Here is a 24,065-nt window from a genome sequence, read left to right as displayed (position 1 = left end):
TACGTGGTCAAATTCACGAATTCTGGTATCATTGCGCTCCTAGATCCGGTGTTATAGATGGCACCGTCACTCTTTGAGTTTAATTGCATGAGATAATAGGATAATTCATGAGCATTGCTGATAAAGTTTTAGCCGTAAATGATGACCTGCCGATCCGAACAAACCAACCGGTCCACAGCGGTAAAGTTCGCTCTGTTTACTGGTTAACAGAAGAAGATAGCGCCCGCTTGATCAGGGAGCGTGGTTATGACGTAGCAGCCAATGCGCCGCTAGCTATATTGGTCATTAGTGACCGTATTTCTGCTTTTGATGCTATCTGGCACGGTGAAGATGGTATGGACGGCGTCCCTGGCAAAGGTGCTGCATTGAATGCTATCTCAAACCACTGGTTTAAACTCTTCCGTGAGAACGGTCTGGCGGACAGTCATATACTGGAGATCCCACATCCGTTCGTGTGGATTGTACAAAAGGCAAAACCAGTAAAAATTGAGGCAATTGCACGACAATACATTACAGGATCAATGTGGCGTGCCTACGAAAAAGGTGAGCGCGAGTTCTGCGGCATTCGCCTTCCTGATGGTTTAGAAAAAAACCAAAAGCTGGATGAACTATTAATCACACCTTCCACCAAAGGGATATTGAAAGGCATACCTGGAGTTCCTGAAGCAGATGACGTCAACATCACTCGTCAGAATATAGAAGAAAACTACGAAGCTTTCCAGTTCCGTAGCAAGGAACACATAGACCTGTATGAAAAGCTATTAAAAGACGGCTTCAAGGTAATTAGTTCAGAGTTAGAAAAGCTGGACCAAATGTTTGTCGATACGAAATTTGAGTTTGGCTATGTGAAAGACAAATCAGGTAAAGAGAAGCTCATTTACATGGATGAAGTCGGTACACCTGACTCATCACGCATCTGGGACGGACCAGCATTTCGTAAAAACGGCACCGTAGTGGAAAACTCAAAAGAAGGTTTTCGTCAGTTCCTATTGAATCACTTCGAAGACCCAGACATTCTGCTAAATAAAGATCGTATGGACGAACGACAGGCACTCGCTCGCGATAATGCACTACCTACAGAAGCTTTGATGGGTGTATCTAAAACTTACATTGGCATTGCTGAAAAAATTACTGGCCAGAAAATAGAGCTGTCAGACAACCCGAAAGCAGAAATCATCCAAATACTAAAAGACGAATTCAACTTGGTTGATTAAAGCCATTTCTGAAAACAAGGCGGCTCTTATGAGCCGCCAGTTTACTCTAATGTCCTGCCAAATGATTCCACTCAGGTAGCAACACTATACAGTTTGGATTAAAGCCTTTTTCTTTAAATGTGTCGATGCGATGCGTCACTATGTTGTTTTCCATATCGACGACCGTAATTTCACCATCACTCATTCCTGGCAAGTTCAGTAAAGAGTTCTGAACGAATCCCAACTTACCATCCTTAGTAAACGCGATGTGGTGAGCACCTTCAGCAGTACTGTAAGTTTTTAAGAGCTTTGGCTCATTAACCTTCCCGGCAATATCAAACACATGCACCTTGCCCGGTTTTGCCGTGGTTACATACATCTTCTTTGCATCATCGCTGAAATAAATTTCAAGGGGCATGGCCGCTTCTTCTGAGGCAAAATCAAAAACTTCAGCCGCATCAAAGTCTTGCTTATCTTCATTCCAGGTTAAGGTCCATAAAGTCCCTCCCTGCATGTTAGTAACATAAGCAACGGCAGGTTTGCTCTTTGGCACAAACAACACTTCTACCGGAGCTTCACCGGCTGGGGATTCCTTGTTCGAAACCTTAATTGCTCCCAAGGGTTGATTTGTACTCGCCTCAAATACAGAAATATGGTCTCCCGCTTTTGTCATATCAGGACTAACAGTACTCGTCACTAATATGCGGTCTATATCATTATTGATTGCGATACCATGCGGGTAAGGTTCTGGCGTTCTTAACTCAGCCATCACTTCATCAGATTTCACATCACCAACATAGACGCGATCCGATCCCATACAGGTTAGATACCACCGACTATTATCGTCTGAGAAAACAACATCCTCTCCGACTTTGCAATTATCCACATTGATAACCTTCAGGCGATATGGAAACTCTTTAAGATTCATAACTCTTAATTCATTTCCTCTACCCAGCGCGGTAATGTAGGCTTTACTCATTGTTTTATCGTAGAAGATATGATGCGCAACCAGATCTGGTGGCAGTGGTATATCCATCAAAATTTGTCCAAAAGCGTCAGAGTCAGGATCCACGTCCACGACCGCAATTCCTTCCTCCCTTTGTTGTGGACCAGTAAGTTTTAGAGATTTTAGAGAATCTGCAGGCTTACTTTCGTAATTAACCAGAGCTAAAATTTCTCCTCGGCTCGACGTTGCTACTAAGCCGAAAAATACCATGAAGAATAGCGTAACAAACCGTGACATAACTTCCTCCTTGTTAACCCACTTCAAATCGGTTAATAATTGTACAACGCTTTGCTAGAATGAAAGTTGATTATGTATACATTTTAACCATTATGTTCAATGGAGAATGACATAAATGAAACAGTCAATTTTTTTTACAGGACGTCTAATCGCTCTGCTATTTCTGTTTGGTTTAACAGCATTTAAAGCTTATGCCGAAAGCCATAAAACTACAGTCCAGCAAGTCATCATAACGAACGGAGAAGTTGAAGGCGGAACTACGTTAAGGTTTGATCAAGGGGGCACAGTTGCTGTTGACATTAAGTCGGATCAAGCCATGGAGATTCACCTACATGGCTACGACATAAAACTATCCCTTGAAGCGGGCGTACCCAGCCGGCTCGCTTTCGATGCTAAAGTTGCCGGTCGCTTTTCAGTGACACGACACGACACTCACGGAAATGACAGTCATGGCGCGCTGTTTTACATAGAGATTTATCCACAATGAAACACCTGAGTGCTATACGGAATAGCACATTTTTACTTCTCATATGCTGCTGCTTTGCAATCATTAATTCCGTACAGGCTCATTCATTCGGGGAGCGTTACGACCTACCGCTACCGTTGACTATGTATTTAACTTCAGCCGCTGTAGTCGTGTTTGTCTCTTTTGTAATTGCCGCACTGTTTATTCGCCAGTCGGCACGGACAAAACTATCTCCTCGGACAGAATTAAAATGGCTTCTTCCCCGCGGCTCTTTAAGTCGAAAGATTACTAAATATATTCTCCAATTAATGGGTGTTTTTTTATTTGCAGTCACTTTAATCACGGCCTACTTTGGCAAAAACAATACCTTCGAAAACTTCTCACCAACTTTCGTCTGGGTAATATGGTGGGTTGGACTAACCTTTATCGTGGCGCTGGTCGCTAACTTATGGCCAGCTCTTAATCCGTGGAGAACGCTGGCTCTATGGAGTCATTTCTTTGATAAGGATACCCGTCGTCCCTACCCAAAACAGTTAGGCGCCTGGCCTGTCGTTATTGCTTTTATTATTTTTGCCTGGTTAGAGCTGATTGCACAGGGCCCGGAAACTCCGCAGGTACTCTTCTGGCTCATTCTGATGTATAGCTTTTATAGTTGGCTTGGCATGGCGATTTTCGGAGTTGGTAACTGGCTACGTCATGGAGACCTGTTTACCCATTTTTATAAATTATTCGGCAGGTTTTCTTTGCTAAATACTGAAAGTAACAAAGTGCAATTAAGACTACCAGGCGCAGGTTTAACGCATGATAAACCATTGCATTTATCCGAAACGTGCTTTGTAGTTTTACTGCTTTCAACAGTATCTTTTGATGGAATTTTAGAGACGCCGTTATGGAAAGACTTGCTAAACTTTATTGCTGAGAATCAACTTTTAAGACCGTTACTTATAGAGTTACAAGCAAGTGGTATAGACATTATTATGCTGGTCAAAAGCTTGGCACTGCTCACTTTACCGTGTGTACTATTAGGAGTGTTCTTACTATTTTGTTTTATCAGCGTTAAAGCTGGTGGAGAGAGGATGCCTTTATCCATAGCAGCCGGACATTATGTACTATCACTAGTTCCGATTGCTCTGGCATACCACATTGCCCATTATATTTTTTATTTGATGATTGCAGGACAGCAAATCATCCCTCTCATATCAGATCCTTTCGGTTATGGCTGGGATATTTTCGGCACCGCAAATTATGCTATGGATATTGGAGTGATCAACGCTAAAACAGTATGGTTCATTTCTATTTATGCCATCATAATTGGTCATGTTATCGCTGTTGTATTGGCTCATTATTCAGCAATAAAGATATATCAAAACCACAAGCAAACACTTATGAGTCAAATCCCAATGCTATTTCTAATGATTGGATATACCATGCTCAGTCTCTGGATATTATCTCAACCGATAGTTGAATAAGGAATTCCAAACTTAAGAGAATTTCATCTTAAAATATGAAGTTAACTTGATTAAACTTTATTGTTTTTTTTTACTTTATAAGTGTTACGCACTTGTCAGAATTAATAACTTTTATCATCAACACATATGCTCGAAGAACTCAGAAGATATCCCTTTAAAGTAGTAATCCACCACAGAACTCTCAGTTGGGTCTGGGTTTATTTCTATTACCGTCGCTCCCTGACTTTTAGCCATAGTGGCGAGACCAGCCGCAGGATAGACTTGACTCGATGTTCCTACAGATAAAAAAACATCACAGGAATACGTAGCCCTTTCTGCATCACGCCAAGCTTTCTCAGGTAAGGCTTCGCCAAACCAGACTACGGAAGGACGAATTTGTCCCCCACACTCGGGGCACTCAATGACTTGCTCAATGCCTTCGACGTCTTCTTTGTAGCGAACACGGCACTGGAGGCAATGGTTACCCCAGATATTGCCATGCAGTTCAGTAACCTCTTTTGAACCACCAGCCTGATGTAAACCGTCAACATTTTGGGTTATCAGAGTAACGTTTTGCGAATTGCTTTGCTGCCACTTGGCAATTGCTGTGTGCGCGGCGTTTGGTTCTTTAGTTTTAAGTTCACTGCGGCGCCATTGATACCACTGCCACACGCGATTTGGATTTTCCAGAAAGCCTTCAATACTGGCCATCTTTTGTGGATCGTATTGGCTCCATAAACTTTCTTTCGTTTCATCTTTGTAGGCTCTAAAAGTTGCAACGCCGGATTCTGCAGAGACTCCGGCGCCAGTAAGAATGGTCACGCACTTGGCGTTTTTTATTTGCTTAAATATATCCGTATCAATTTCCATAAAAGAATATATTACTCAAGCGATAAATGACTAAAGTCAAAACGGGTATCAAGCACTTCTCCTTCAGCACCCGTAGCCTTTAGGGCCTTTAAATAGCGCTCTGCAGTTTCGCTGTTAACGTTAACTTTGACATCACGTGGCGACTTACTTGAAACTTCTAGCAGCTTTTTAGCCACTTTCTGATCGATATTAAACAACTCTGCTAGCTTTTGTTCAATATTGAGCTTTCCTTCATCCGCATTACCGTAACCCTTTAATACAACTTTATAACCGCCTTCAGACATACGAACCTCTTTTATTATTCTGGTCGAGGATAATTATCCGCCAAACCTTGATAGACCAGATGCTTAAAGTCATCCTCTTCCGCATCCAGTTTATGTAAAATTTCAACTAAGACTTCATTATCTTCTTTGCCATACCATTCTTTAATATAAGTGCCTTCTTTATAGCCCATATCCTGACGAAAAAAGTTTAATGTATTTTTCCCAACATAACTTTTAAATAAGTCATCAAATGGCATCTCGATTTGCTGCATACAGCCGGCAAAGCTGGCTCCATCAAAATGCTGATACATAACGGCCTGTCCTGCCAGTACTTCTAGCGTTTGCTTGAAGTCATCTTTTACCTGTGGCTCTGACATCTCATTCGCCAGCTCCTCAGCGATTTCATAAAATGACAGCTTACCGTCAATTCGAGAGCTTAATCCAAAATGGAAGATATCGACTAGCTCCATTTTCACCTGGTCAACGTCTGGCTTCTGGCTTTTCCACCACTTCCAGCCGTAATGCTCCAACATTTCCGCACACTCAATCCAAATGGCTCTATACCATTCATAATTTTGCTCAAACCAATCGTCATGAACCTTAGTATTCATGGCATTTTGCATTTCCAGCATTGTTTCAATCTGTTTGACCATTACTGATTTATTCATAACTCCACCCAAACCCTAAAATAAATTGTCCTGTTGACACTTCCATCATAGCAAAAATCATAATGAAACTACCAACCACGGCTTTTCTTAATTAACTCGTATGCGGCCTTAATTTCCTGTGTCTTTTCGTTGGCCATTTTAATCATTTCTTCAGGCAAACCCTTCGCTACCAGTTTGTCCGGATGATGTTGCGACATCAGGCGTCGATAAGCCCGTTTTATCGTTTTTTGGTCATCACTGCCTTTAACACCAAGAACTTCGTACGCCTGATCAACACTGGGTGCATCCGGAGCCTGCTGATAGGTTCCACCATGCCCTCCTCCAGCGTGTCCTTGCTGCTGTGAGTAGCTGTAAAAGCGTTGTTGTGCCTGGACCATCTTGATCAGCTGGTCAATCATAAAGTTAGCGAACCCGAGGTGCTTACCAACTCGATGTAATACCGCTCGCTCATGCTCATGCATCGAGCCATCGGCCAGCGCCATGGTTATCTGAACTTCAAGAAACATTTGCATCAAGTTACGACGACGGTGACATTCTTTCTTAAACTGATCGACCACCGACTCTAAATCAAAGTCACTGCTTTTTCCTTGATGAAATAAATCAATCGCAAATTTTCTGGCCTCACTGTCCAGCCCCATACGCTGCATCACATTTTCAGCATGACGAATTTCATTCTGTGTGACCTGACCATCAGCTTTAGCAATGTGACCCATCACAGAGAAAGTTGCTGTAAAAAAGGCCGCCTGAACTCTCTCCTGATCGCCCGGAGCATATCGCTCTTGATAATCATCGCTCTTTTTATCAAGCTGATGACCCAACACGGCCCCAATTATAGCGCCTAAAGGACCGCCACCTAGAGAAAAGCCGAGGACACCACCAATTACTTTTCCAAACCAACTCATTGTTATAGTTTTCCGTCGTATTCAATCGTTTTAATTCGTCGCTGAAAACTCTCGTTCAGCTTTTTCAAGCGCTCTGGGGTACCAACGTCGTGCCAGCGCCCTTCCATCAATTCACCAGTCACTTCTGCTTCCACCATAAGCTCACGTAATAAAGGAGCTAGAGGATAAGGCTCACCTAAAGGGACATCAGCAAATACTTTAGGATGATAAACACCAATTCCCGAAAACGTATACTTATCATCGCCTTCCGCTATAACCAGATTATCATCTCTTAATTGAAAATCCCCTTCAGGGTGATGTTCTGGGTTAGGAGCAAGAACAATATGTGCGCTTTTAGTGGGTTGTGACAGTAACTGCTCGTAATTATATTCAGACCAGACGTCACCGCTTACGACAATAAAGGGCTCGTCGTCAAAAAAATCCAGCGCTTTGCGAATACCTCCCGCGGTTTCAAGAGCATTTGGTTCATGAGAAAAAGTTAAGTTGACTCCCCAGTACCCGCCATCTCCTAAATACTCAGGAATCTGATCACCCAGCCACGAAGTGTTGATCAGAATCTCATTAATTCCTGCTTCTTTTAATGCTTCTATATGCCACTCGATCAATGCTCGACCGTCAACTTTTAATAATGGCTTGGGGTGACGGTCAGTTAGTGGACGCATCCGCTCGCCACGGCCGGCCGCTAGGATCATCGCCTTCATGATAGACTACTCTGCCTTTCCTGAAAAAGTGGAATGACCTTATCTCTTAGCCATAAATAGAACTCTGACATTTCTGGATATTTTTCTGCCTGCTGTTTGATATAAGTGAGGGTTAGAGGGATATCTTTCAAGTAACCTTCCTTGCCATCCCTATAATTCAGGCGACAAAAGATTCCTGCCACTTTGATGTGTCGCTGTAGTCCCATCCAGTCAAACCATTGGATAAACTGCTCTTTCTCAAGTATAGCTGGTGAGTGCTTCAGGTAATAATCTACCCACTTACCCACCTGTTCCGGGGACCACTGAATATAGCAATCTCTTAGTAGTGATAATAAATCGTAAGTTAAGGGTCCTCTCACGGCATCCTGAAAATCTATGATGCCCGGAGCCTCCGTACCCTCACACTGCATGATATTTCGGGAATGATAGTCTCGATGAACAAAGACCTGAGGCTGAGAGTGAGCGCTTTCTATCAGGTGTTCAAACGTGGTGTCCAAAAGCCTGTGTTCTGCTGGACTTAAATCCATATCTAAATGCTCTTTCAGGAACCAGTCTCGGAAAAGTTCCATCTCTGTTCGCAGTAGCGCTTCATCGTAATCAGGTAGACTGCCAGCAGAGATCTTTTGCATTTCAATCAAACTATCAATAGCTCGATGATATAGTTCGTTGGCAGTTTCTTCATCGTCAGATGCTTTTGCTTGCTGTAACAGAGGTAAATACAATTGGTTACCCAAATCCGTTAACAGCATGAATCCTTGCTCGAGATCCTGAGCTAATACCCTGGGAGCATTGACCGTTTCAAGTAAATTAGCAACTTTTATAAATTGACGGCTGTTTTCATGCTCCGGTGGAGCATCTACCGCAATCCAGCTATGGCCTGTGTGTGTGTTTTGCCAGCGAAAGTAACGTCGAAAACTGGCATCACCTGACACCATACTCCATTCAAGCTTATCCTGCTCAAGTTCAGAATTATCCATTAGTCGAGCCAATTGCTGCTGCGACCATTCCCTTAATTTTGTTTGTCGGCTATCTTTTGTCATTATTGATTTTCAATCTGTCCCGTAAGCGTTTATCATTAGGCCTTTATAACTGATCATAGTTACAAAGCATAAGCCCCTGAAATAATGGGCTGTCTATTTTGTGACCGACCCGAAAAAACACGAAAAGTACATGGTAAGCAAGAAAGTTCGCTGGGTAAAATCTTTTTTGGCTTCTGCTATCAGCACTGTGTTGGCTTGTTCAACTACAGTAAGTGCTGCCGCAGAACCAGAGCAAGAACAAAGTACGACCAAGTCATCGATCTCATCATCGTCCCCTGATGGTATTGAGAGAACGACCAACGAAAATCATCAGGCTTATCAGTTTCCTGAGTTTAAAACCTGTCCGACGGGTTCTATACAGCCTGAGCGATACCAACCTGGTATCACAGATCCCAATGAACCGATTCGAGTCTATTCCAACCAAGCTTATCGAGAAGGTACCAAGGCATATCTCACTGGCGATGTTAAAGTTACCCAGGCCAGGCAGACCTTAACTGCTGACACTCTAACCGCAGATAACATTACGAAATCTTATCGAGCGGAAGGCGATCTTTTATTTACCAACGATAACTTCGTGGTAGGCGCCGATAGCCTCGACTATTACTCGCTTCAAGGCTCAACTGAAATACAAAATACACAATTCCACTTATACAGTAACAATGGTAACGGTAGAGCGAAAGAGATCCGTGTCGATAATAAGCAGTTACTCACACTTACAGACACTGATTTTTCAACCTGCCCACAGGATCAGAGAAGCTGGGTTTTCGAATCAGAAGAAATCATTATTGACCGTCAGAGCGGATGGGGTAAAGCATACAACAGTGTGGTGAAAATTGCGGATATACCCGTTTTTTACTTGCCATACATAACGTTTCCAGTAGATGACCGACGTAAAACAGGTTTGCTTCCGCCTTCGTTTAGCAACTCCAATCGAAATGGCCGTGATATCAGTATTCCATATTATCTGAATTTGGCCCCAAACTATGATCTGACCCTTACGCCACGTTACATGACATCCCGAGGCTCAATGTTAGGTACTGAATTCCGCTACCTTACAGAGTCAAACGCAGGAGAGCTCTTTTTCGAGTATTTACCAAACGATAAAGCCGCCAGCGCAGATAGTCCGGAAAACTTGCCAGAGAAGCGCTGGCAATACAATGTTAACCATTTAACCCAACTTTCCGAGAATTGGACCAGCGGAATAGTAGCAAGAAAGGTTAGTGACGATAGCTTTTATCAAGATTTTGGCGGCAGTATTCAGGACAGCAACCAGGATATTCTAAGTCAGAACCTATATGTCCAGTACCTGACTAAAGGCTGGTTTATGAGAACTGAATACAAGGATTGGCAGCTACTGAATAGCCCAGTAGAGCGTTACACTATCGAGCCTAAAATTCAGCTCACTCGCTTTTTTGAGCCCAATGATAATGAGTTTGAGGCGAAAATTAGTAGCGAACTTACTCGTTTTACCAAGGATAACGCTGACAGCGCGGAACGCTATCATATTGAGCCCTCAATTGGCTGGAGCCATGAGACTTTATACAGTTTCTTTCGCCCAGAACTTAGCTTCGCATATACACACTACAAACAAACCGATGTAACCAACAACCTTGAGACCGTTGACCGAAGCCTGCCAACTTTATCTATTGATACAGGGTTGTTTTTCGAACGTTCGCTCAACTTCAATGACGAGGAGCTGACGCAGACGCTTGAGCCACGCGTATTTTACCTTTATACCCCTTACCAGGATCAAAGTGAGATTGGTATTTTTGATACCAGCTTACCGACATTTAACTTTACTCAGTTATTCAGCCGCAACCGATTCAGTGGCATTGATCGCATAGGAGACGCCAACCAGATCAGTGGCGCACTGACCAGCCGAATTCTAGATGATGAAGGACGTGAAAAAGCTTCTGTTTCTATTGGTAGAACCGTTTATCTCAAAGATCGCAAGGTTACCCTGCTCAACATGCCTGTTGAAACAAATAAACAATCCGGTCTATTAGCTGAGGTTAACTGGCGTTGGACAGAGAATATTGAAGTGAAGTCAGCTATTGAATGGGACGATCAGGAAAGTGAAACGACCCACGGCTTGGTTAATATGCATTATGAACCCAAGACAAATCATATTATCAATCTTGGCCACCGATATAGAAAAACACTAACACGCACACAAGAAGAGGCAGAGCTTGCATTTGCCTGGCCATTGGCCCAAGATTGGCGTCTTTTAGGCCGTTACAACCAAGATCTGACAGAGAATCGAACTAACGACTCTTTTCTTGGTCTAGAATATGAGTCTTGCTGCTGGGCTGTGAGAGTCGTCGGTAGACGGTATATCAATATCCAACTAGACAGCCAAGGTGCGTTACTACCAAACCAACCAGACGAACATAGTTCTGGCGTATATGTACAATTTGTTTTGAAAGGAATTGGTAGTCTTCAAGGCAGCACAACACAATTTTTAGAAGACAGTATTTACGGATACGAAGATTTATTAGGCAAATAATATGACATTAAAACATTTGATTTCGGCTTGCTTGTTAGTTACTTCATTTAGCGTACTAATGGCTCCTGCTGCAAAAGGCGCAGAGACTATTGATAAAGTAATAGCTCAGGTTGATCAAGACGTTATCCTACAAAGTGAACTTAACCGCAAAATATTACAGGCCAAAGGTCAAATCCTCTCACGTGGTGGACAGCTACCTCCAGAAAACGTTTTAGAGAAAGAACTGTTAGAACAGTTAATTATTCAAAGCCTACAGTATCAGATGGCGGCACGCTCTGGAATGCAGGTTCAGCCAGCAGAGCTACAGCAAATTGCAGCCAGTGTAGCAAAGCAGGAAGGCATGACATTGGATGAATTCCGGCTCAATATGGAGCAGCAAGGCATAGCCTATGAGCTATTCCTTGATGACCTCCGTAAAGAGATATTAACTTCTCGCTTCCGAGAAGCCTTCGTATCTCGTCGCATAAAAATCAGCGAAAAAGAAATCAATTCACTGGTTAAAGCGATGGACGCAAAAAGCAACATTGAATACCAGTTAGGCCATATTCTGGTTGCTGTCGATGAAGATGCCAGCGATAGCGAGGTCGCTTCTGCAAAGGAAGAGGCGCTAGGTTTAAAGCAACAGATTGAACAAGGTGCGGAGTTTGAAGAGATAGCAAAGAAGCACTCGGACGCTTCAGATGCCAGTAAAGGCGGTGATTTTGGCTGGAGTACGGAAGAGAACCTACCAGAACTATTTCGATCACCTGTTTATTATATGGATCAAGGCGATATTTCACGTCTAATTCGCAGTCCAGCGGGCTTTCATATACTTAAGCTTCGCGACAAACGCGGTGATATGGAGCACGTCGTTCAACAGACAAAAGCTCGCCATATACTGATACGCCCGGACGCTATTACTACGACAAAAGATGCCAAAGATTTGTTACATCATATACGTAAAGAGGTTATAGCAGGTAAATCCGATTTCGGGGATATGGCAAAAAAATATTCAGACGATCCAGGCTCTGCTAATTTAGGTGGTGAACTTGGTTGGAATAACGCTGGTGTTTATGACCCAGTGTTCGAAGAAACACTCTCAAACCTTGAGGTCAATGAAATTAGCCAACCCTTCCAAACTAGTTTTGGCTGGCATATTGTGCAGCTGACAGGCAAACGTCAAGATGATCAAACAGATGATATGAAGCGTCAGCAGGCAGCAAAAATTCTTCGCCAGCGTAAATTTTCAGAAGAAGTAGAAAACTGGATTCGAGAAATTCGAGATGAAGCCTATGTTAAAAAAGTTGTTGAGGAAGACGCCTAGTCTATCAACACTTACCTAAGGAAAAGGTGTGGACATTTCAAGAATTTTAATTACGGCTGGCGAACCCGCTGGTATTGGACCAGAAATCATGGTCAAGATGGCGCAGCACTCCTGCGCTGATCAGCTTATCATTTGTGCCTCACCTTCTCTTTTAACAGCAGCAGCAAAGAAACTTCAATTACCTCTAGAGCTTTCCGAGTTTACCCCAGACACACGACTAGAGTCTCATCGTACAGGGCATTTATGGATTATTCCTTGCGAACTTGATGCCACAGAGGTGAATCCGGGGCAACTAAATGTCGCTCATGCTGCATACGTGCTGGACACACTCAAAATTGCTCATGAACATGCTATTAGCGGGCAGGTGGATGCCATACTAACTGGCCCTGTGCATAAAGGCATCATCAATGAGTCTGGTTTGTCTTTTTCAGGTCATACAGAATTTTTCGCTGAACAAAGTCAATCCGAAAAAGTTGTTATGATGTTAGCAACTGAGGGGCTTAGAGTAGCTCTGGCTACTACCCATTTATCGCTGAGAGAGGTTCCCGATGCGATCACACCTGAGTTGCTAACCCAGATCATAACGATCCTGGTCGAAGAATTAAAAAGTAAATTTTCTATACAACATCCACGCGTCCTTGTCTGTGGATTAAATCCACATGCAGGTGAAAATGGCCACCTGGGAACAGAAGAGATACGTGTGATTGAGCCAACTTTAGAAACCCTGAGACAAAATTTGAACGCTGACATTATCGGACCGCTACCGGCGGATACTGCATTCCAGCCAAATAAATTAGCTGAAGTAGATACTGTACTGGCAATGTATCATGACCAAGGACTTCCAACCCTGAAGTACAAAGGGTTTGGCAAGGCTGTAAACGTAACCTTAGGGCTGCCTTATATACGGACATCTGTCGATCACGGAACCGGGCTTGATATCGCTGATAAAGGTATTGCTGATATCGGTAGCATGCAATATGCGTTACAATTTACCCAAGATCTCATTCAGCGACATAAACAATCCCATGGCTCACTCTAAGGTTGTGCAAGGCCACCAGGCAAGAAAACGCTTCGGCCAAAACTTTTTATCAGATGATTTTTATATCTCAAAAATTATTGAATCAATTGCTCCCCAGCCAGATCAACATCTTGTAGAAATCGGGCCAGGACTGGGTGCGATAACAGAGCACCTGATAAAAAAAGCGGGAAAGCTCGATGTTGTTGAACTCGACAGGGATTTAATTCCCCGTCTTGAGTCAAAATTTGGTCACTATGAGAACTTTAGCATTCACCAGAGCGATGCACTCAAGTTTAATTTTAGTGAACTGCGACAAGAGTCGGAGGAACCACTCAGAATAGTCGGTAATCTTCCCTACAATATATCAACACCATTAATTTTTCACTTACTCAAGCAGCGAGAAGACATAGAAGATATGTACTTTATGCTGCAAAAGGAAGTTGTGGAGCGCCTGTGCGCACACCCAGGGACAAAGCAGTACGGACGCTTAAGCGTTATGGCGCAGTACTATTGCCATGCGAGCATGTTATTTACCGTTCCTGCAGGTGCATTCTCACCACCTCCAAAGGTTGAATCAGCAATTGTCTGCCTTCAACCCTATAAATCGTTACCGCAGTCAGTCAATGACGCTGATTTATTAGCTAAAATCGTGACTGCGGCTTTCAACCAGCGCAGAAAAACTATTAGAAATAGTTTAAAGCAATGGTTAGAGAGCGAAGACTTTGATTCTATTGGGTTAGCCGGCTCGGAAAGAGCTGAACGCTTGTCATTAGAAGATTTTATTAAAATCTGTCAATATATAGAGCAATCCTCTTAACTCAAAAAATGTGGACTTTTTCACATTTTTTGCTAATCTAGAATAAGTTCAGGGATGCAACTTATGAGGAGCTGTTTATGAGAATAGAGCAAGATGGCCAGCATAAACTTCGTGATAGCGAAGCTAAATTTAAGCAGTTAAAGGGCGATGCTCGTCGCTTTTTCCGCGTGTCTATACACTTACCAGTAGCAATTAGACAACAAAACTCTGATGTATTAATTTCAGAAAGCCTCGATATTTCAGAAGGCGGTATCCTGGTAAAAAATGCTGAAGGTCATGGTTTACAGAAAGGCGACACAGTTAAAGTACATATTGAAGGTATTCTTGGTGAGGATCAGGAACAAATGGTACTTCACCCAATGAGAGTACTGCGGGTAGAAGAGACCACCATAGCTTTGGAATTTGTCTAATACTAGCGTTGCTTTGTTATCAGCCAGTCATTATTATTTCTAATGCAAAATAAAATCGTTTGCATTACAGTCTTTTGCATCCGACGAAAATAAAACTCTTGATACAATGTATCATTGTGATTTTAATCACACTTTAAACTCTCCCTCTCGGCTATTCTCTATATCGCTTAATCAAGCATAAGCAAGAATTTACTGTTGAGAAACAGTGATGGGGGTAGTAACAAGAATAATACAATTAGAATAAGACTCTGGCGGCAATTAAGTCGCCTTTTTATTGGCTGTTGTTTTTTTTGCCAATGAATGGGGTTATCATAGATCACTGATTCCTTGAGATTAATTCTATAAAACATGTACGATTATCAAAAACAATTTATCGAACTGGCGCTGGCAAAAGAAGTTTTAAAGTTTGGGGAGTTCACTTTGAAAAGTGGGCGCATCAGTCCCTATTTTTTCAATACGGGTCTTTTCGATAATGGTCAGGATCTTGCGCAGCTTGGTAGCTGCTATGCCCAGACCATCGTACAGCAGAAAATCCCTTTCGATATTATCTTTGGCCCAGCGTATAAGGGGATCCCGCTGGTAAGCTGCACTACAGTAGCCTTGGCCGAGCACCACAATATAGCCGCTCCCTATAGTTTCAACAGGAAAGAGAAAAAAGATCATGGTGAAGGGGGAAATATTGTAGGAAGTCCGCTAAAGGGCGATATTTTGATTATCGATGATGTCATCAGCGCTGGGACTGCTATCAGGGAGTCTATCGATATCATTAAACAGCAGGGAGCAACGCCCAAAGCTGTTCTGATTGCACTGGATCGCCAGGAAAAAGGTACCGGTGAGCTATCTGCGGTTCAAGAAGTTGAACAAGATTACGGAATTCCTGTATTTTCTATAATAAAGTTAGCTGACTTACTAACTTACTTGAAAGATCATCCTAAATTCAGCAGCTACTACCCTAAAGTACTCAATTACCGAGAAACTTACGGTGTTGAATAAGAGGCTATAACAACTATGAACCTTAAGCGCTTAATTACCTTTGCTATTCTTTGTCTGGCAGCCGTTGGAGTTGATGCCAAAAACTTTTATCGATTTAAAGACAGCAATGGTCGGTTAGTGGTTAAGGATTATCTGCCCAATTCAGCCCTAAAGTCAGGCTATGATATTATCAATGAAGATGGCCGTCTCATTGAACGTGTCGAACCAGCTTTGACCCCCGAGCAAGTAGCGGCAAAACGAAAAAGAGAACAGCAAGAAGCAGAACAAAGAGAGAAGGAGCTTGAAGCTCGACGTCACGATCAACTGTTGCTAAGACAGTACCGGACCATAGATGATATTAAGCGTACGGAGAAAAACCAGTTAGCCTCTTTACAGATTAATATTTCTATAATTGAAGGACATAATAAGTCATTAAACAGAAAACTCACCGAGTTGCAGTCAGAAGCAGCTGATTATGAGCGACAAGGAAAAACAGTTCCAAGTAGTACTTTAAAACAAATTAAGGCAACCAAAGAGCAGATTCAGGAAAATAATGAATCTAAAGAGGGCTATCAAAATCAAGTAAAAGCCATCAAACAGCAGTTTAGAAATGACCTGGTTCGTTTTAAAGAGTTAAAGGCACGAAACGTTGTACAAGGCTATAGTCGTCAGGAAGAACTGGACGCAGCCACACAAGTAATATGTACTACTGAGAAATCTTGCGAGCGATCTTGGAAACTGGCACAGATTTTCGCTCACGAGAATGCTTCCAATAAACTCGAGATTGTAACTGACAGTTTAATCATATCAAGCAAGCCACAACAGTCGGACCAGCTTGGTATGTCCATCACCAGAATTCCAGATGACAACGACCAGATGCAAATAGTAATGCAAGTACTATGTTTCGACTCTGAAGCTGGGCAAAAGCTTTGCTCCAGCAAAGAAGTGACCCAGCTCAAAGAAGATTTTATTCAGTACATTTCACAGAATGAAAGCTAGGCTAGGAACTTAAGCCGGTTATAGGTGATAATAGTTGCCACTGGTTATCCCAGCTTGCCAAAGGCGATTGTGTGAAATCCGTTCTGACGTATTGCTGAATTCGTCCCTCAACAACAGCCACCAGTAAGTTTGCACGACTGCCAACCTCAGGACTATATTTACCTTTCACCGCTACCTCATGCTGTCTGAAAAGTTGCTTTATTTGCGTTTCAACACGATTAAACAATTGACTGATACGCCCTCTTAAGCGCTCATGCTCTCCGGACAAAGCTTCCCCTGTTAATAAACGACAAATTCCTGGGTTACGGCTGGCAAAGGTCAAAATTAAGCTCAATGTCTGCTGACATTGAGTACCCAAATCACTTTGCTCTTTAGCAATGATGTTCATGCGAGAAAATATTGCTTCTTCGGTGAACTCTATTAACCCCTCAAACATCCTTGCCTTACTTGGAAAGTGACGATACAAAGCAGCTTCAGAGACTCCCACCTCTTTCGCTAATTTTGCTGTAGTGATTCGTTCCCCGGGATCTTTTTCCAGCATCAATGCTAGCGCCTGCAATATTTCATTCTTTCTCTTTGACGAATTTTTTGTTGCCATGTTTCTCTCAAATTATGTTTTTAGAAATTCAACTTTAGTTTTGGTGCGATCTTTAATAACTCTTGTCGCAATACATCTTTAACGGCTTCCAATGCTACCTCACTTTCAGCCTCAAATTTCACCACAATGCTCGGGGTAGTATTTGAAGCTCTGGCCAGAAACCATCGATCCTCGTAATCGACCCTCAGTCCATCAATGGTACTAACCTTACCCTGTCCAAAGTCACCTTTTACCACCAGGGCCTTTATCAACTTAAATTTAATTTTATCCGGGATAGGCACATTTATTTCCTCAGAGGACACTCCTTCAGGTAGTTCGCTGAACATTTCCGAGGATGTTTTGCCGGACAAGTCAAGCAGCTGTAATAAACGTGCTGCTGCATATAAAGCATCGTCAAAACCGAACCATCGTTCATTAAAATAAATATGACCACTACCCTCGCCACCTAGAGGGGCTTCTGTCTCTCGCATCTTGGCTTTCATCAACGAGTGCCCGGTTTTCCACATCAAAGGCTGCCCCCCCGACTGCTCAATGACATCCCTCAATAAGCGTGTACATTTGACATCGTATATAATTTCCGCTTCAGGATTTCTTGACAGGACGTCCTTCGCAAACAACATCATCAAACGGTCGGTCCAGATAACTTTTCCTTGATTATCAATTACACCCAGACGATCACCGTCCCCATCAAAGGCGATTCCTATATCCGCTTTTTCCGACACCACCATTTCTATTAGTGCCTGAAGGTTATCAGCATGATTTGGGTCCGGGTGATGGTTAGGAAAATTACCATCAACCTCTGTGTATAGTCCTATGACATCACAGCCGAGAGCCTGTAGAAGTTTAGGTGCAAACTCTCCGGCTACCCCATTGCCACAGTCAACAGCAACTTTAAGAGGCTTTTCCAGCTGGATATCGGCAGTAATCTTCTGCATATAATCCTGCTCTACGGATACTTGCGAAACCTGACCATTGCCACTGAAAAATTCCTGGGTCTGTATTCGATTTAACAGCTCCTGAATTTGCTCACCATGCAGTGTTTCTCCAGCTAATACAACTTTCAGCCCATTATGCCTGGCTGGATTATGGCTGCCCGTTAACATAACACCTGAGCGAGAGTTCAAAGTATGTGTCGCAAAGTAGACCAGAGGTGTAGTCACCATACCTAAATCTAATACATCACGGCCGCTCGCTTGTAACCCTTCAATTAAAGCTGCATGCAACTCAGGACTAGAAAGGCGACCATCCCGCCCAACCACAATACTTTGCTCACCTCTGGAATAAGCTTCGCTTCCTATAGCCTTGCCAATCACATAGACAACCTCAGCATTCAGATTGTCCCCAACAACCCCTCTGATGTCATACTCCCTGAATATTTCTGGGCTAATAGTTTTGGATATATCTTCTTCATCTACAACAAATAAACTTGATGCCTCTGAATCAGAGCCAGACTCAAATAAAATTTCGGCTCTGTCCATCTCATTTAAAGACCCTGCTGGCTGCTCCTGAGGCGACTCGGCCTGTTCCGCGATTTCCAAAGCATCATCACCACCCTCGACTTCCGGCGACGATTCTGACTCTTCTCCTCGCCCTGGTCTTCCTGCAACTCTCGAGTAACCGGCAGCCAGTTCATTGAAGTAGCTCAACTGATATTTCTTTTCAGAGGCAGCTCCTTCTTTTACCCCCTGAATGAAGTTTCTTGCATCACTTTTAAACAAACGGTTCATGCTCATCAATGGTAGTAAGCCCACAATAAAAAAGGCCGCCAGAGCAGCAATAAACATTAATAATGGTAGCTTGCCGGCATCTGTACTGAACCTGCTAATTTTCTGCCATAAAGCCAGTGTCCAGTTTGCACCAAAACTAGGTGAAATAAGCAACGGCTTGCCTTCCGCCTCGGCTGTCCCCACCGAAGCCACTGTATGCGATACATCTCCGAAGTTCTGCCTTAACTCAATCCTGCTGTGATTATCAGCGTCACCCAATAAATTCCCTACTTCGTTCAGGTTTAAAGTAGCAAGCAACAAACGCTCGTCAGCTAACTTATCAACAAAGGCAACATAGCTAGGCTGACCATTGTCCAATATCAGTTCCGGAGGAACTGTATTGCCTTTATCCGCCTGACGCAATAAATCAATGATGACATGGGTAATGGCAGGCTCGGTATCTTTTGAGGGCTGGATAGTAGTGGAATCAAACAAGACAACATTATCAAGCTGAGGGACCTGCTTTTTGATTTTTTGACTGACGCTTTTATCGTCCTCTCCAAAAACAGAATCTGCAGAAAGGGTTAAAGCGTTTTGAATTTGCCCAAAGCGTTGCTGGATAAGATTTGCTCGCTCCGCGAGCCGTGTTTCTAATAACTGCTTCGCCTGAGTTTCCAAAGGCTTTTCAATTCCTAAGTAATATAGGCTGGCTGATATGCCAACTAAAATAACGAGCCCTATTACTAACGGAATGATAAAAAAGCTGGCTAAACTTTTACCCTTTCTCATCCAATACTCCCCTTTTGGTCCCCTAAAACAATTTTATTTTTATTGATTCGAGTGTCGAACCTTCTCAATAACCTTGATTAATTCCTCTGCCACCTGCGACTTGCTGGCTGGGCCAATTTGCCTTTCCTCGATGTTGCCATTATCGATATAAAAAACCTGTAACTCATTATCATCACACGAAAAACCAATGTCACACCGGCTAACATCATTTGCGCAGATCATGCTGATACCTTTACGCTGCATTTTAGATTTTGCATAGTCACTGACGTTTTGCGTTTCAGCTGCAAACCCAACACAAAACGCACTACTATTTTTAGCGACCCACCTCAAAATATCAGGGTTTTGCATCAACTCTATACTTAAACCTTCATCACCGCTTTTTTTCATTTTCTGATTCGCGGTTTCCGTTGGTCGATAATCAGCAACGGCCGCGCAGGACACAAATACACTATCAGCTCCCAGATTATTCTGGACAGCCTCTAACATTGCCTGGGCACTCTCTACTTTGATTCTTTTAACGCCCGTAGGCGCTTCTAAGCATACTGGGCCACTGACTAAAGTCACCTTGGCACCCGCTTTTGCGGCCATGTCAGCCACAGCGTACCCCATTTTCCCGGAACTTCGATTAGCAAGATAACGTACCGGGTCAATGGCTTCGACCGTAGGGCCGGCCGTGATAACCCAATGTTGCCCTTTCAGAGTTTGTTTAACAAAAGAACGCTCTACATGCTTAACCAGCTCAGCAGGTTCTAACATCCGGCCTGGCCCGACATCGCCACAGGCCTGATCCCCTGACTCAGGTCCCCATAGAGGAATACCTCGCTCAACAAGCGTTCTCACATTATTCTGGGTTGCAGCATTTGCCCACATCTGCTGGTTCATAGCAGGCGCAACAGCCACAGGAGCTGCAGTAGCCAGGCATAACGTAGTTAGCAGGTCATCAGCCGCGCCGACTGTTAGTTTAGACAGGATGTCTGCGGTAGCGGGAGCAATAAGTACTAAATCAGCCCAACGTGCTAATTCGATATGCCCCATGGCAGCTTCAGCTTCTGAGTCAAGCAAATGTTCGTGCACAGGGTTCCCCGTTAAAGCCTGAAATGTCATCGGCGTAATAAAGGCCTTCGCACCCTGTGTCATCACACAACGAACTTCGGCGCCAGCTTTTATTAGCAGACGGCTTAGCTCCGCACTTTTATACGCAGCAATACCGCCCGTTATGCCTAACAGGATTTTTTTACCTTGCAAACTCATGCTAACCAATTGATTTAACTTATAATGGCTTACAAGTTTACGCTTTTACGCACAAAAATTATAGTGAAATTCTTAATTACAAAGGGACTGTGCAAACCTATACTCGGGCAAACTGGAGACTGAGAGCTCCATTTCACCGTAACGATACAGGGAAGTCATCATGAAAATCATGGAGTGGCCACAGCAGGAACGTCCAAGGGAACGTCTTTTGCGCGATGGCGCCAACAGCTTATCCGACGCAGAACTGCTCGCTATATTTCTTCGAACTGGAACGCGAGGATACAATGTTGTGGAATTATCACGACATCTACTCAATCACTTTGGTGGACTACGGCAATTGCTGGAAGTCAATCTAAAAGAATTTTCCAATCTGCCGGGAATGGGCGTTGCCAAATTTTGTCAGTTACAGGCAAGTCTTGAACTATCCAAACGCTATCTACAACAAAGCCTGAATCTTGAACAAACCTTTTCAAACCCCGATCAGGTGAAGCAATTGTTAAGCATGGAGCTCAGCCACCTCAAACGAGAGCAGTTTATGGTCCTTTTTCTAAACAACCAGCACCAGCTTCTGGCCCAGGAAACACTCTTCCAGGGGACAATTAATAGCTCCGAAGTACACCCCAGGGTTGTGGTTGAGAAGGCATTAGGCTATCATGCCGCCGCAGTGATTTTGGCGCACAACCACCCCAGTGGCTGTATCGATCCAAGCCCCTCGGACAGGCATATCACAGAGAAACTCAGACAAGCTCTGGAGCTCATGGATATTAGGACGTTGGATCACATTATCATCGCCCACAATAAAAGCTATTCTTTTGCAGAACACGGCCTTCTTTAGTTTTTTATCCAATTTTGATGAAAACTGGAGATAAATATGTCTTTTATTGGCTGTTTAGTTGTCAAAGGCCCGGCTTTCTGGTATAAAGTGCGCCCTATTTGAAGAGTAGCGACGAGCTGATTTTGCATCGTCGTAATGTAAAGATTATTTTTTGGAGGCTATATCATGGCTAAAGTTTGTCAGGTAACGGGTAAGCGTCCAGTGACAGGCAACAACGTGTCACACGCCAAAAACCGTACAAAGCGTCGTTTTTTACCAAATCTACATTCTCACCGTTTCTGGGTTGAGTCTGAGAAGCGTTTCGTGAAACTACGCGTATCAGCAAAAGGTATGCGCATCATCGATAAGAAAGGTATCGAGACTGTGCTAACTGAACTGCGTGCTCGTGGCGAAAAAGTATAAGGAGCGATAAGATGCGCGATAAAATTCGTTTAGTTTCTAGTGCTGGTACAGGTCATTTCTATACCACAGACAAGAACAAGAAAAACATGCCTGGTAAAATGGAGATCAAGAAATTCGATCCAACCATTCGCAAGCATGTTATGTATAAAGAAGCGAAAATTAAGTAATAGCAAGAGCTTATAAGCTTCAATAGTTTTCTGCCTCCAAGAAAACGAACGAAAAAGCCCAGTTTTTACTGGGCTTTTTTATATTCTGGATTACAATTACATCTAAAGTTTCACTCCCAAAGTCATCATGCCGGAATTACCTGAAGTAGAAACCACGACCCGCGGATTATCGCCACACATTTGTGGGCAAAAGATTCTTCAAGTTAATATTTATCAACCACAGTTACGCTGGCCAGTACCTGAAGTGTTGCAACAGCTTGAGGGTCAGGTTAGCCATGATATAGAGCGTAGAGCAAAATATATGTTGTGGCGTTTCGCTAAAGGTACCGTGGTAATGCACCTTGGAATGTCAGGAGCCATGCGTGTAGTAGACGCCGATACACCATTAAGAAAACATGATCACTTCGAAGTGGTATTTGATAATGGCAAAGCCCTACGCCTTAATGACCCTCGTCGATTTGGAGCTATCTTGTGGCAACCCAAAGGGCAGTCTCTTGAGATTATTGACTCTCTGGGTCCAGAACCATTATCAGAAGAGTTTAATGGCAAATACCTTCACCAGAAGCTCTCTAAGCGCAAAGGGGCCATCAAAAACGCTATCATGACCAATGCCGTTGTGGTCGGCGTGGGTAATATCTATGCCAGCGAGTCTCTTTTTTTAAGTGGAATTCATCCCAAACGAGCGGCTAACCGAATAAGCTTAAAACGTTGCCGTTTACTCGCATTCAATATTAAGGAAGTGCTAGCAAAGGCCATTAAGCAAGGTGGCACCACACTAAAGGACTTCACTCAAACAGACGGCTCACCGGGTTATTTTTCTCAAGAACTCAATGTTTACGGCCGCGAGGGGCAAGCCTGCAATAAGTGCCAGACACCTATCAAAAATATAGTTCTAGGACAACGCTCCAGCTTTTACTGCCCACGTTGTCAACGGTAACTAAAAATAGCCATCTAGATTGCCAAAGATGCAGATCTCTGCTATTTTTGTTGTTAAGTGCTGGTTAACTAACTGAGTACTCAGCCATTACCAGCCCTTCCAACAGCATCAGGGAGTATTGATATGGCAAGATTAAATAAAAAGCACCACAACTATTCAGCAGATTCACAAACCGATATGACGCCGATGCTAGATATCGTATTTATTTTACTACTTTTCTTTGTTGTGACTACTAGCTTCGTCAATACCCAGTCTATAGATATTACCCAGCCAAGCAGGGAGTGTCAGCAAGACTGTGACGCCAAAGTTATTCCTTTAGTAGTTACCATAGATGAGCAAAACCAAGTGTCTTTTGATAATAGAATCATCGACATAGAAGCCATTCAGGCTAATCTTGAAAGCCAACTGGTAAAAGATCGGCAAGCCCCAGTCATTGTAAAAATTCATGGCGATGCACAGAATGTCAGTATGGTATCTGCAGTTGATCAGGCCAATAAAGCAGGTGCTCTAGAGGTTAGCGTTGCTGCCTGGCATTAACTATTTGATACTATAGTGCATGGG

General features: G+C 43.2%; 25 protein-coding genes. 15 read left to right on the top strand and 10 right to left on the bottom strand.

Annotation, left to right across the window (positions count from 1 at the left end):
* The first annotated feature begins 107 nt into the window (after positions 1 to 107).
* On the top strand, positions 108 to 1,214 hold the full coding sequence (locus KS2013_RS02010; RefSeq protein WP_068988956.1) for a phosphoribosylaminoimidazolesuccinocarboxamide synthase: 1,107 nt from the start codon (positions 108 to 110) through the stop codon (positions 1,212 to 1,214).
* A gap of 46 nt (positions 1,215 to 1,260) precedes the next feature.
* Here the strand turns inward: KS2013_RS02010 and KS2013_RS02005 are convergent, their stop codons facing one another.
* The gene (locus KS2013_RS02005; RefSeq protein WP_068988953.1) at positions 1,261 to 2,436 is read right to left on the bottom strand and encodes a YncE family protein; all 1,176 of its coding nucleotides are present in this window, start codon (positions 2,434 to 2,436) and stop codon (positions 1,261 to 1,263) included.
* A gap of 115 nt (positions 2,437 to 2,551) precedes the next feature.
* Here KS2013_RS02005 and KS2013_RS02000 point away from each other — a divergent pair, with 115 nt between their 5' ends.
* A complete protein-coding gene (locus tag KS2013_RS02000) occupies positions 2,552 to 2,923 on the top strand; it encodes a hypothetical protein (protein WP_068988950.1) in 372 nt (123 codons plus the stop codon).
* 122 nt (positions 2,924 to 3,045) lie between these two features.
* Complete coding sequence (locus KS2013_RS01995) at positions 3,046 to 4,371, top strand: hypothetical protein (RefSeq protein WP_169816851.1); 1,326 nt, start codon at positions 3,046 to 3,048, stop codon at positions 4,369 to 4,371.
* Positions 4,372 to 4,488: 117 nt separating this feature from the next.
* Here the strand turns inward: KS2013_RS01995 and KS2013_RS01990 are convergent, their stop codons facing one another.
* The 6 genes from KS2013_RS01990 to KS2013_RS01965 form a co-directional block, all read right to left on the bottom strand.
* Positions 4,489 to 5,220, bottom strand: coding sequence for an SIR2 family NAD-dependent protein deacylase (locus tag KS2013_RS01990; protein WP_068988944.1), 732 nt, complete (start codon positions 5,218 to 5,220; stop codon positions 4,489 to 4,491).
* A gap of 11 nt (positions 5,221 to 5,231) precedes the next feature.
* Positions 5,232 to 5,504, bottom strand: coding sequence for a hypothetical protein (locus tag KS2013_RS01985; protein ID WP_068988941.1), 273 nt, complete (start codon positions 5,502 to 5,504; stop codon positions 5,232 to 5,234).
* Positions 5,505 to 5,518: 14 nt separating this feature from the next.
* Positions 5,519 to 6,151 carry a dUTP diphosphatase gene (locus tag KS2013_RS01980; RefSeq protein ID WP_211267779.1) on the bottom strand — a complete coding sequence of 211 codons (633 nt, stop codon included), beginning with the start codon at positions 6,149 to 6,151 and terminating at the stop codon, positions 5,519 to 5,521.
* A gap of 68 nt (positions 6,152 to 6,219) precedes the next feature.
* Positions 6,220 to 7,053 carry a co-chaperone DjlA gene (gene djlA, locus KS2013_RS01975; protein ID WP_068988938.1) on the bottom strand — a complete coding sequence of 278 codons (834 nt, stop codon included), beginning with the start codon at positions 7,051 to 7,053 and terminating at the stop codon, positions 6,220 to 6,222.
* A gap of 2 nt (positions 7,054 to 7,055) precedes the next feature.
* Positions 7,056 to 7,754, bottom strand: a complete 699-nt coding sequence (murU, locus tag KS2013_RS01970) for an N-acetylmuramate alpha-1-phosphate uridylyltransferase MurU (RefSeq protein ID WP_068988935.1) — start codon at positions 7,752 to 7,754, stop codon at positions 7,056 to 7,058.
* On the bottom strand, positions 7,751 to 8,794 hold the full coding sequence (locus KS2013_RS01965) for an aminoglycoside phosphotransferase family protein (RefSeq protein WP_068988930.1): 1,044 nt from the start codon (positions 8,792 to 8,794) through the stop codon (positions 7,751 to 7,753). The genes murU and KS2013_RS01965 overlap by 4 nt, the downstream gene beginning before the upstream one ends.
* 100 nt (positions 8,795 to 8,894) lie before the next feature.
* On the opposite strand from KS2013_RS01965, the gene KS2013_RS01960 reads away from it, so the two are divergent.
* The 7 genes from KS2013_RS01960 to KS2013_RS01930 all read left to right on the top strand — a co-directional run bounded on the left by KS2013_RS01960 (position 8,895) and on the right by KS2013_RS01930 (position 16,819).
* Complete coding sequence (locus tag KS2013_RS01960; RefSeq protein ID WP_228703700.1) at positions 8,895 to 11,300, top strand: LPS-assembly protein LptD; 2,406 nt, start codon at positions 8,895 to 8,897, stop codon at positions 11,298 to 11,300.
* Between the two features lies 1 nt (position 11,301).
* The gene (locus KS2013_RS01955; RefSeq protein ID WP_068988928.1) at positions 11,302 to 12,603 is read left to right on the top strand and encodes a peptidylprolyl isomerase; all 1,302 of its coding nucleotides are present in this window, start codon (positions 11,302 to 11,304) and stop codon (positions 12,601 to 12,603) included.
* Between the two features lie 34 nt (positions 12,604 to 12,637).
* Positions 12,638 to 13,642 (top strand): 4-hydroxythreonine-4-phosphate dehydrogenase PdxA, encoded by a 1,005-nt coding sequence (gene pdxA / locus KS2013_RS01950; protein WP_068994293.1) that lies wholly within the window; start codon positions 12,638 to 12,640, stop codon positions 13,640 to 13,642.
* Positions 13,629 to 14,438 (top strand): 16S rRNA (adenine(1518)-N(6)/adenine(1519)-N(6))-dimethyltransferase RsmA, encoded by an 810-nt coding sequence (gene rsmA, locus KS2013_RS01945; protein ID WP_068988924.1) that lies wholly within the window; start codon positions 13,629 to 13,631, stop codon positions 14,436 to 14,438. Before pdxA ends, rsmA begins: the two co-directional genes overlap by 14 nt.
* Before the next feature lie 77 nt (positions 14,439 to 14,515).
* Positions 14,516 to 14,848 (top strand): PilZ domain-containing protein, encoded by a 333-nt coding sequence (locus KS2013_RS01940; RefSeq protein WP_083217758.1) that lies wholly within the window; start codon positions 14,516 to 14,518, stop codon positions 14,846 to 14,848.
* Between the two features lie 348 nt (positions 14,849 to 15,196).
* Positions 15,197 to 15,841 carry an orotate phosphoribosyltransferase gene (gene pyrE / locus KS2013_RS01935; protein WP_068988923.1) on the top strand — a complete coding sequence of 215 codons (645 nt, stop codon included), beginning with the start codon at positions 15,197 to 15,199 and terminating at the stop codon, positions 15,839 to 15,841.
* Positions 15,842 to 15,856: 15 nt separating this feature from the next.
* On the top strand, positions 15,857 to 16,819 hold the full coding sequence (locus tag KS2013_RS01930; protein WP_068988919.1) for a hypothetical protein: 963 nt from the start codon (positions 15,857 to 15,859) through the stop codon (positions 16,817 to 16,819).
* A gap of 1 nt (position 16,820) precedes the next feature.
* Here KS2013_RS01930 and slmA read toward each other — a convergent pair whose 3' ends face one another.
* From slmA to coaBC, 3 genes are read right to left on the bottom strand one after another with little or no spacing between them, the layout of a single operon-like run.
* The gene (slmA, locus tag KS2013_RS01925; protein WP_068988914.1) at positions 16,821 to 17,417 is read right to left on the bottom strand and encodes a nucleoid occlusion factor SlmA; all 597 of its coding nucleotides are present in this window, start codon (positions 17,415 to 17,417) and stop codon (positions 16,821 to 16,823) included.
* A 20-nt stretch (positions 17,418 to 17,437) separates the two neighbouring features.
* Positions 17,438 to 19,912: a phosphomannomutase/phosphoglucomutase gene (locus KS2013_RS01920; protein WP_068988910.1), complete on the bottom strand. Its 2,475-nt coding sequence runs from the start codon at positions 19,910 to 19,912 to the stop codon at positions 17,438 to 17,440.
* A gap of 39 nt (positions 19,913 to 19,951) precedes the next feature.
* On the bottom strand, positions 19,952 to 21,163 hold the full coding sequence (coaBC, locus tag KS2013_RS01915) for a bifunctional phosphopantothenoylcysteine decarboxylase/phosphopantothenate--cysteine ligase CoaBC (protein ID WP_068988907.1): 1,212 nt from the start codon (positions 21,161 to 21,163) through the stop codon (positions 19,952 to 19,954).
* Positions 21,164 to 21,323: 160 nt separating this feature from the next.
* Here coaBC and radC point away from each other — a divergent pair, with 160 nt between their 5' ends.
* The 5 genes from radC to KS2013_RS01890 all read left to right on the top strand — a co-directional run bounded on the left by radC (position 21,324) and on the right by KS2013_RS01890 (position 24,041).
* Positions 21,324 to 21,998, top strand: coding sequence for a RadC family protein (radC, locus tag KS2013_RS01910; protein ID WP_068988905.1), 675 nt, complete (start codon positions 21,324 to 21,326; stop codon positions 21,996 to 21,998).
* Between the two features lie 165 nt (positions 21,999 to 22,163).
* The gene (gene rpmB, locus KS2013_RS01905) at positions 22,164 to 22,400 is read left to right on the top strand and encodes a 50S ribosomal protein L28 (protein ID WP_068988904.1); all 237 of its coding nucleotides are present in this window, start codon (positions 22,164 to 22,166) and stop codon (positions 22,398 to 22,400) included.
* Positions 22,401 to 22,411: 11 nt separating this feature from the next.
* Positions 22,412 to 22,567 (top strand): 50S ribosomal protein L33, encoded by a 156-nt coding sequence (rpmG, locus tag KS2013_RS01900; protein ID WP_068988900.1) that lies wholly within the window; start codon positions 22,412 to 22,414, stop codon positions 22,565 to 22,567.
* 127 nt (positions 22,568 to 22,694) lie between these two features.
* Positions 22,695 to 23,504, top strand: coding sequence for a bifunctional DNA-formamidopyrimidine glycosylase/DNA-(apurinic or apyrimidinic site) lyase (mutM, locus tag KS2013_RS01895; protein ID WP_068988895.1), 810 nt, complete (start codon positions 22,695 to 22,697; stop codon positions 23,502 to 23,504).
* Between the two features lie 123 nt (positions 23,505 to 23,627).
* Positions 23,628 to 24,041: an ExbD/TolR family protein gene (locus KS2013_RS01890; protein WP_068988893.1), complete on the top strand. Its 414-nt coding sequence runs from the start codon at positions 23,628 to 23,630 to the stop codon at positions 24,039 to 24,041.
* Positions 24,042 to 24,065 lie beyond the last annotated feature (24 nt).

Origin of the sequence: Kangiella sediminilitoris, assembly GCF_001708405.1 — a bacterium.
GTDB classification, from domain to species: domain Bacteria; phylum Pseudomonadota; class Gammaproteobacteria; order Enterobacterales; family Kangiellaceae; genus Kangiella; species Kangiella sediminilitoris.
The sequence above is the reverse complement of the archived record's forward strand: the minus strand, read 5'-3'. Positions and strand labels throughout refer to the sequence as shown.

What these genes read in the sequence shown, in the direction of transcription:
- KS2013_RS01965 (WP_068988930.1), bottom strand. Translation starts at nt 8,794, where the DNA reads ATGACAAAAGATAGCCGACAAACAAAATTAAGGGAATGGTCGCAGCAG.
- murU (WP_068988935.1), bottom strand. Translation starts at nt 7,754, where the DNA reads ATGAAGGCGATGATCCTAGCGGCCGGCCGTGGCGAGCGGATGCGTCCA.
- radC (WP_068988905.1), top strand. Translation starts at nt 21,324, where the DNA reads ATGAAAATCATGGAGTGGCCACAGCAGGAACGTCCAAGGGAACGTCTT.
- rpmB (WP_068988904.1), top strand. Translation starts at nt 22,164, where the DNA reads ATGGCTAAAGTTTGTCAGGTAACGGGTAAGCGTCCAGTGACAGGCAAC.
- KS2013_RS02010 (WP_068988956.1), top strand. Translation starts at nt 108, where the DNA reads ATGAGCATTGCTGATAAAGTTTTAGCCGTAAATGATGACCTGCCGATC.
- KS2013_RS01890 (WP_068988893.1), top strand. Translation starts at nt 23,628, where the DNA reads ATGGCAAGATTAAATAAAAAGCACCACAACTATTCAGCAGATTCACAA.
- KS2013_RS01930 (WP_068988919.1), top strand. Translation starts at nt 15,857, where the DNA reads ATGAACCTTAAGCGCTTAATTACCTTTGCTATTCTTTGTCTGGCAGCC.
- coaBC (WP_068988907.1), bottom strand. Translation starts at nt 21,163, where the DNA reads ATGAGTTTGCAAGGTAAAAAAATCCTGTTAGGCATAACGGGCGGTATT.
- KS2013_RS02000 (WP_068988950.1), top strand. Translation starts at nt 2,552, where the DNA reads ATGAAACAGTCAATTTTTTTTACAGGACGTCTAATCGCTCTGCTATTT.
- KS2013_RS02005 (WP_068988953.1), bottom strand. Translation starts at nt 2,436, where the DNA reads ATGTCACGGTTTGTTACGCTATTCTTCATGGTATTTTTCGGCTTAGTA.
- mutM (WP_068988895.1), top strand. Translation starts at nt 22,695, where the DNA reads ATGCCGGAATTACCTGAAGTAGAAACCACGACCCGCGGATTATCGCCA.
- KS2013_RS01955 (WP_068988928.1), top strand. Translation starts at nt 11,302, where the DNA reads ATGACATTAAAACATTTGATTTCGGCTTGCTTGTTAGTTACTTCATTT.
- KS2013_RS01990 (WP_068988944.1), bottom strand. Translation starts at nt 5,220, where the DNA reads ATGGAAATTGATACGGATATATTTAAGCAAATAAAAAACGCCAAGTGC.
- KS2013_RS01980 (WP_211267779.1), bottom strand. Translation starts at nt 6,151, where the DNA reads ATGAATAAATCAGTAATGGTCAAACAGATTGAAACAATGCTGGAAATG.
- KS2013_RS01985 (WP_068988941.1), bottom strand. Translation starts at nt 5,504, where the DNA reads ATGTCTGAAGGCGGTTATAAAGTTGTATTAAAGGGTTACGGTAATGCG.
- KS2013_RS01940 (WP_083217758.1), top strand. Translation starts at nt 14,516, where the DNA reads ATGAGAATAGAGCAAGATGGCCAGCATAAACTTCGTGATAGCGAAGCT.
- KS2013_RS01995 (WP_169816851.1), top strand. Translation starts at nt 3,046, where the DNA reads ATGTATTTAACTTCAGCCGCTGTAGTCGTGTTTGTCTCTTTTGTAATT.
- KS2013_RS01920 (WP_068988910.1), bottom strand. Translation starts at nt 19,912, where the DNA reads ATGAGAAAGGGTAAAAGTTTAGCCAGCTTTTTTATCATTCCGTTAGTA.
- rsmA (WP_068988924.1), top strand. Translation starts at nt 13,629, where the DNA reads ATGGCTCACTCTAAGGTTGTGCAAGGCCACCAGGCAAGAAAACGCTTC.
- slmA (WP_068988914.1), bottom strand. Translation starts at nt 17,417, where the DNA reads ATGGCAACAAAAAATTCGTCAAAGAGAAAGAATGAAATATTGCAGGCG.
- pyrE (WP_068988923.1), top strand. Translation starts at nt 15,197, where the DNA reads ATGTACGATTATCAAAAACAATTTATCGAACTGGCGCTGGCAAAAGAA.
- djlA (WP_068988938.1), bottom strand. Translation starts at nt 7,053, where the DNA reads ATGAGTTGGTTTGGAAAAGTAATTGGTGGTGTCCTCGGCTTTTCTCTA.
- rpmG (WP_068988900.1), top strand. Translation starts at nt 22,412, where the DNA reads ATGCGCGATAAAATTCGTTTAGTTTCTAGTGCTGGTACAGGTCATTTC.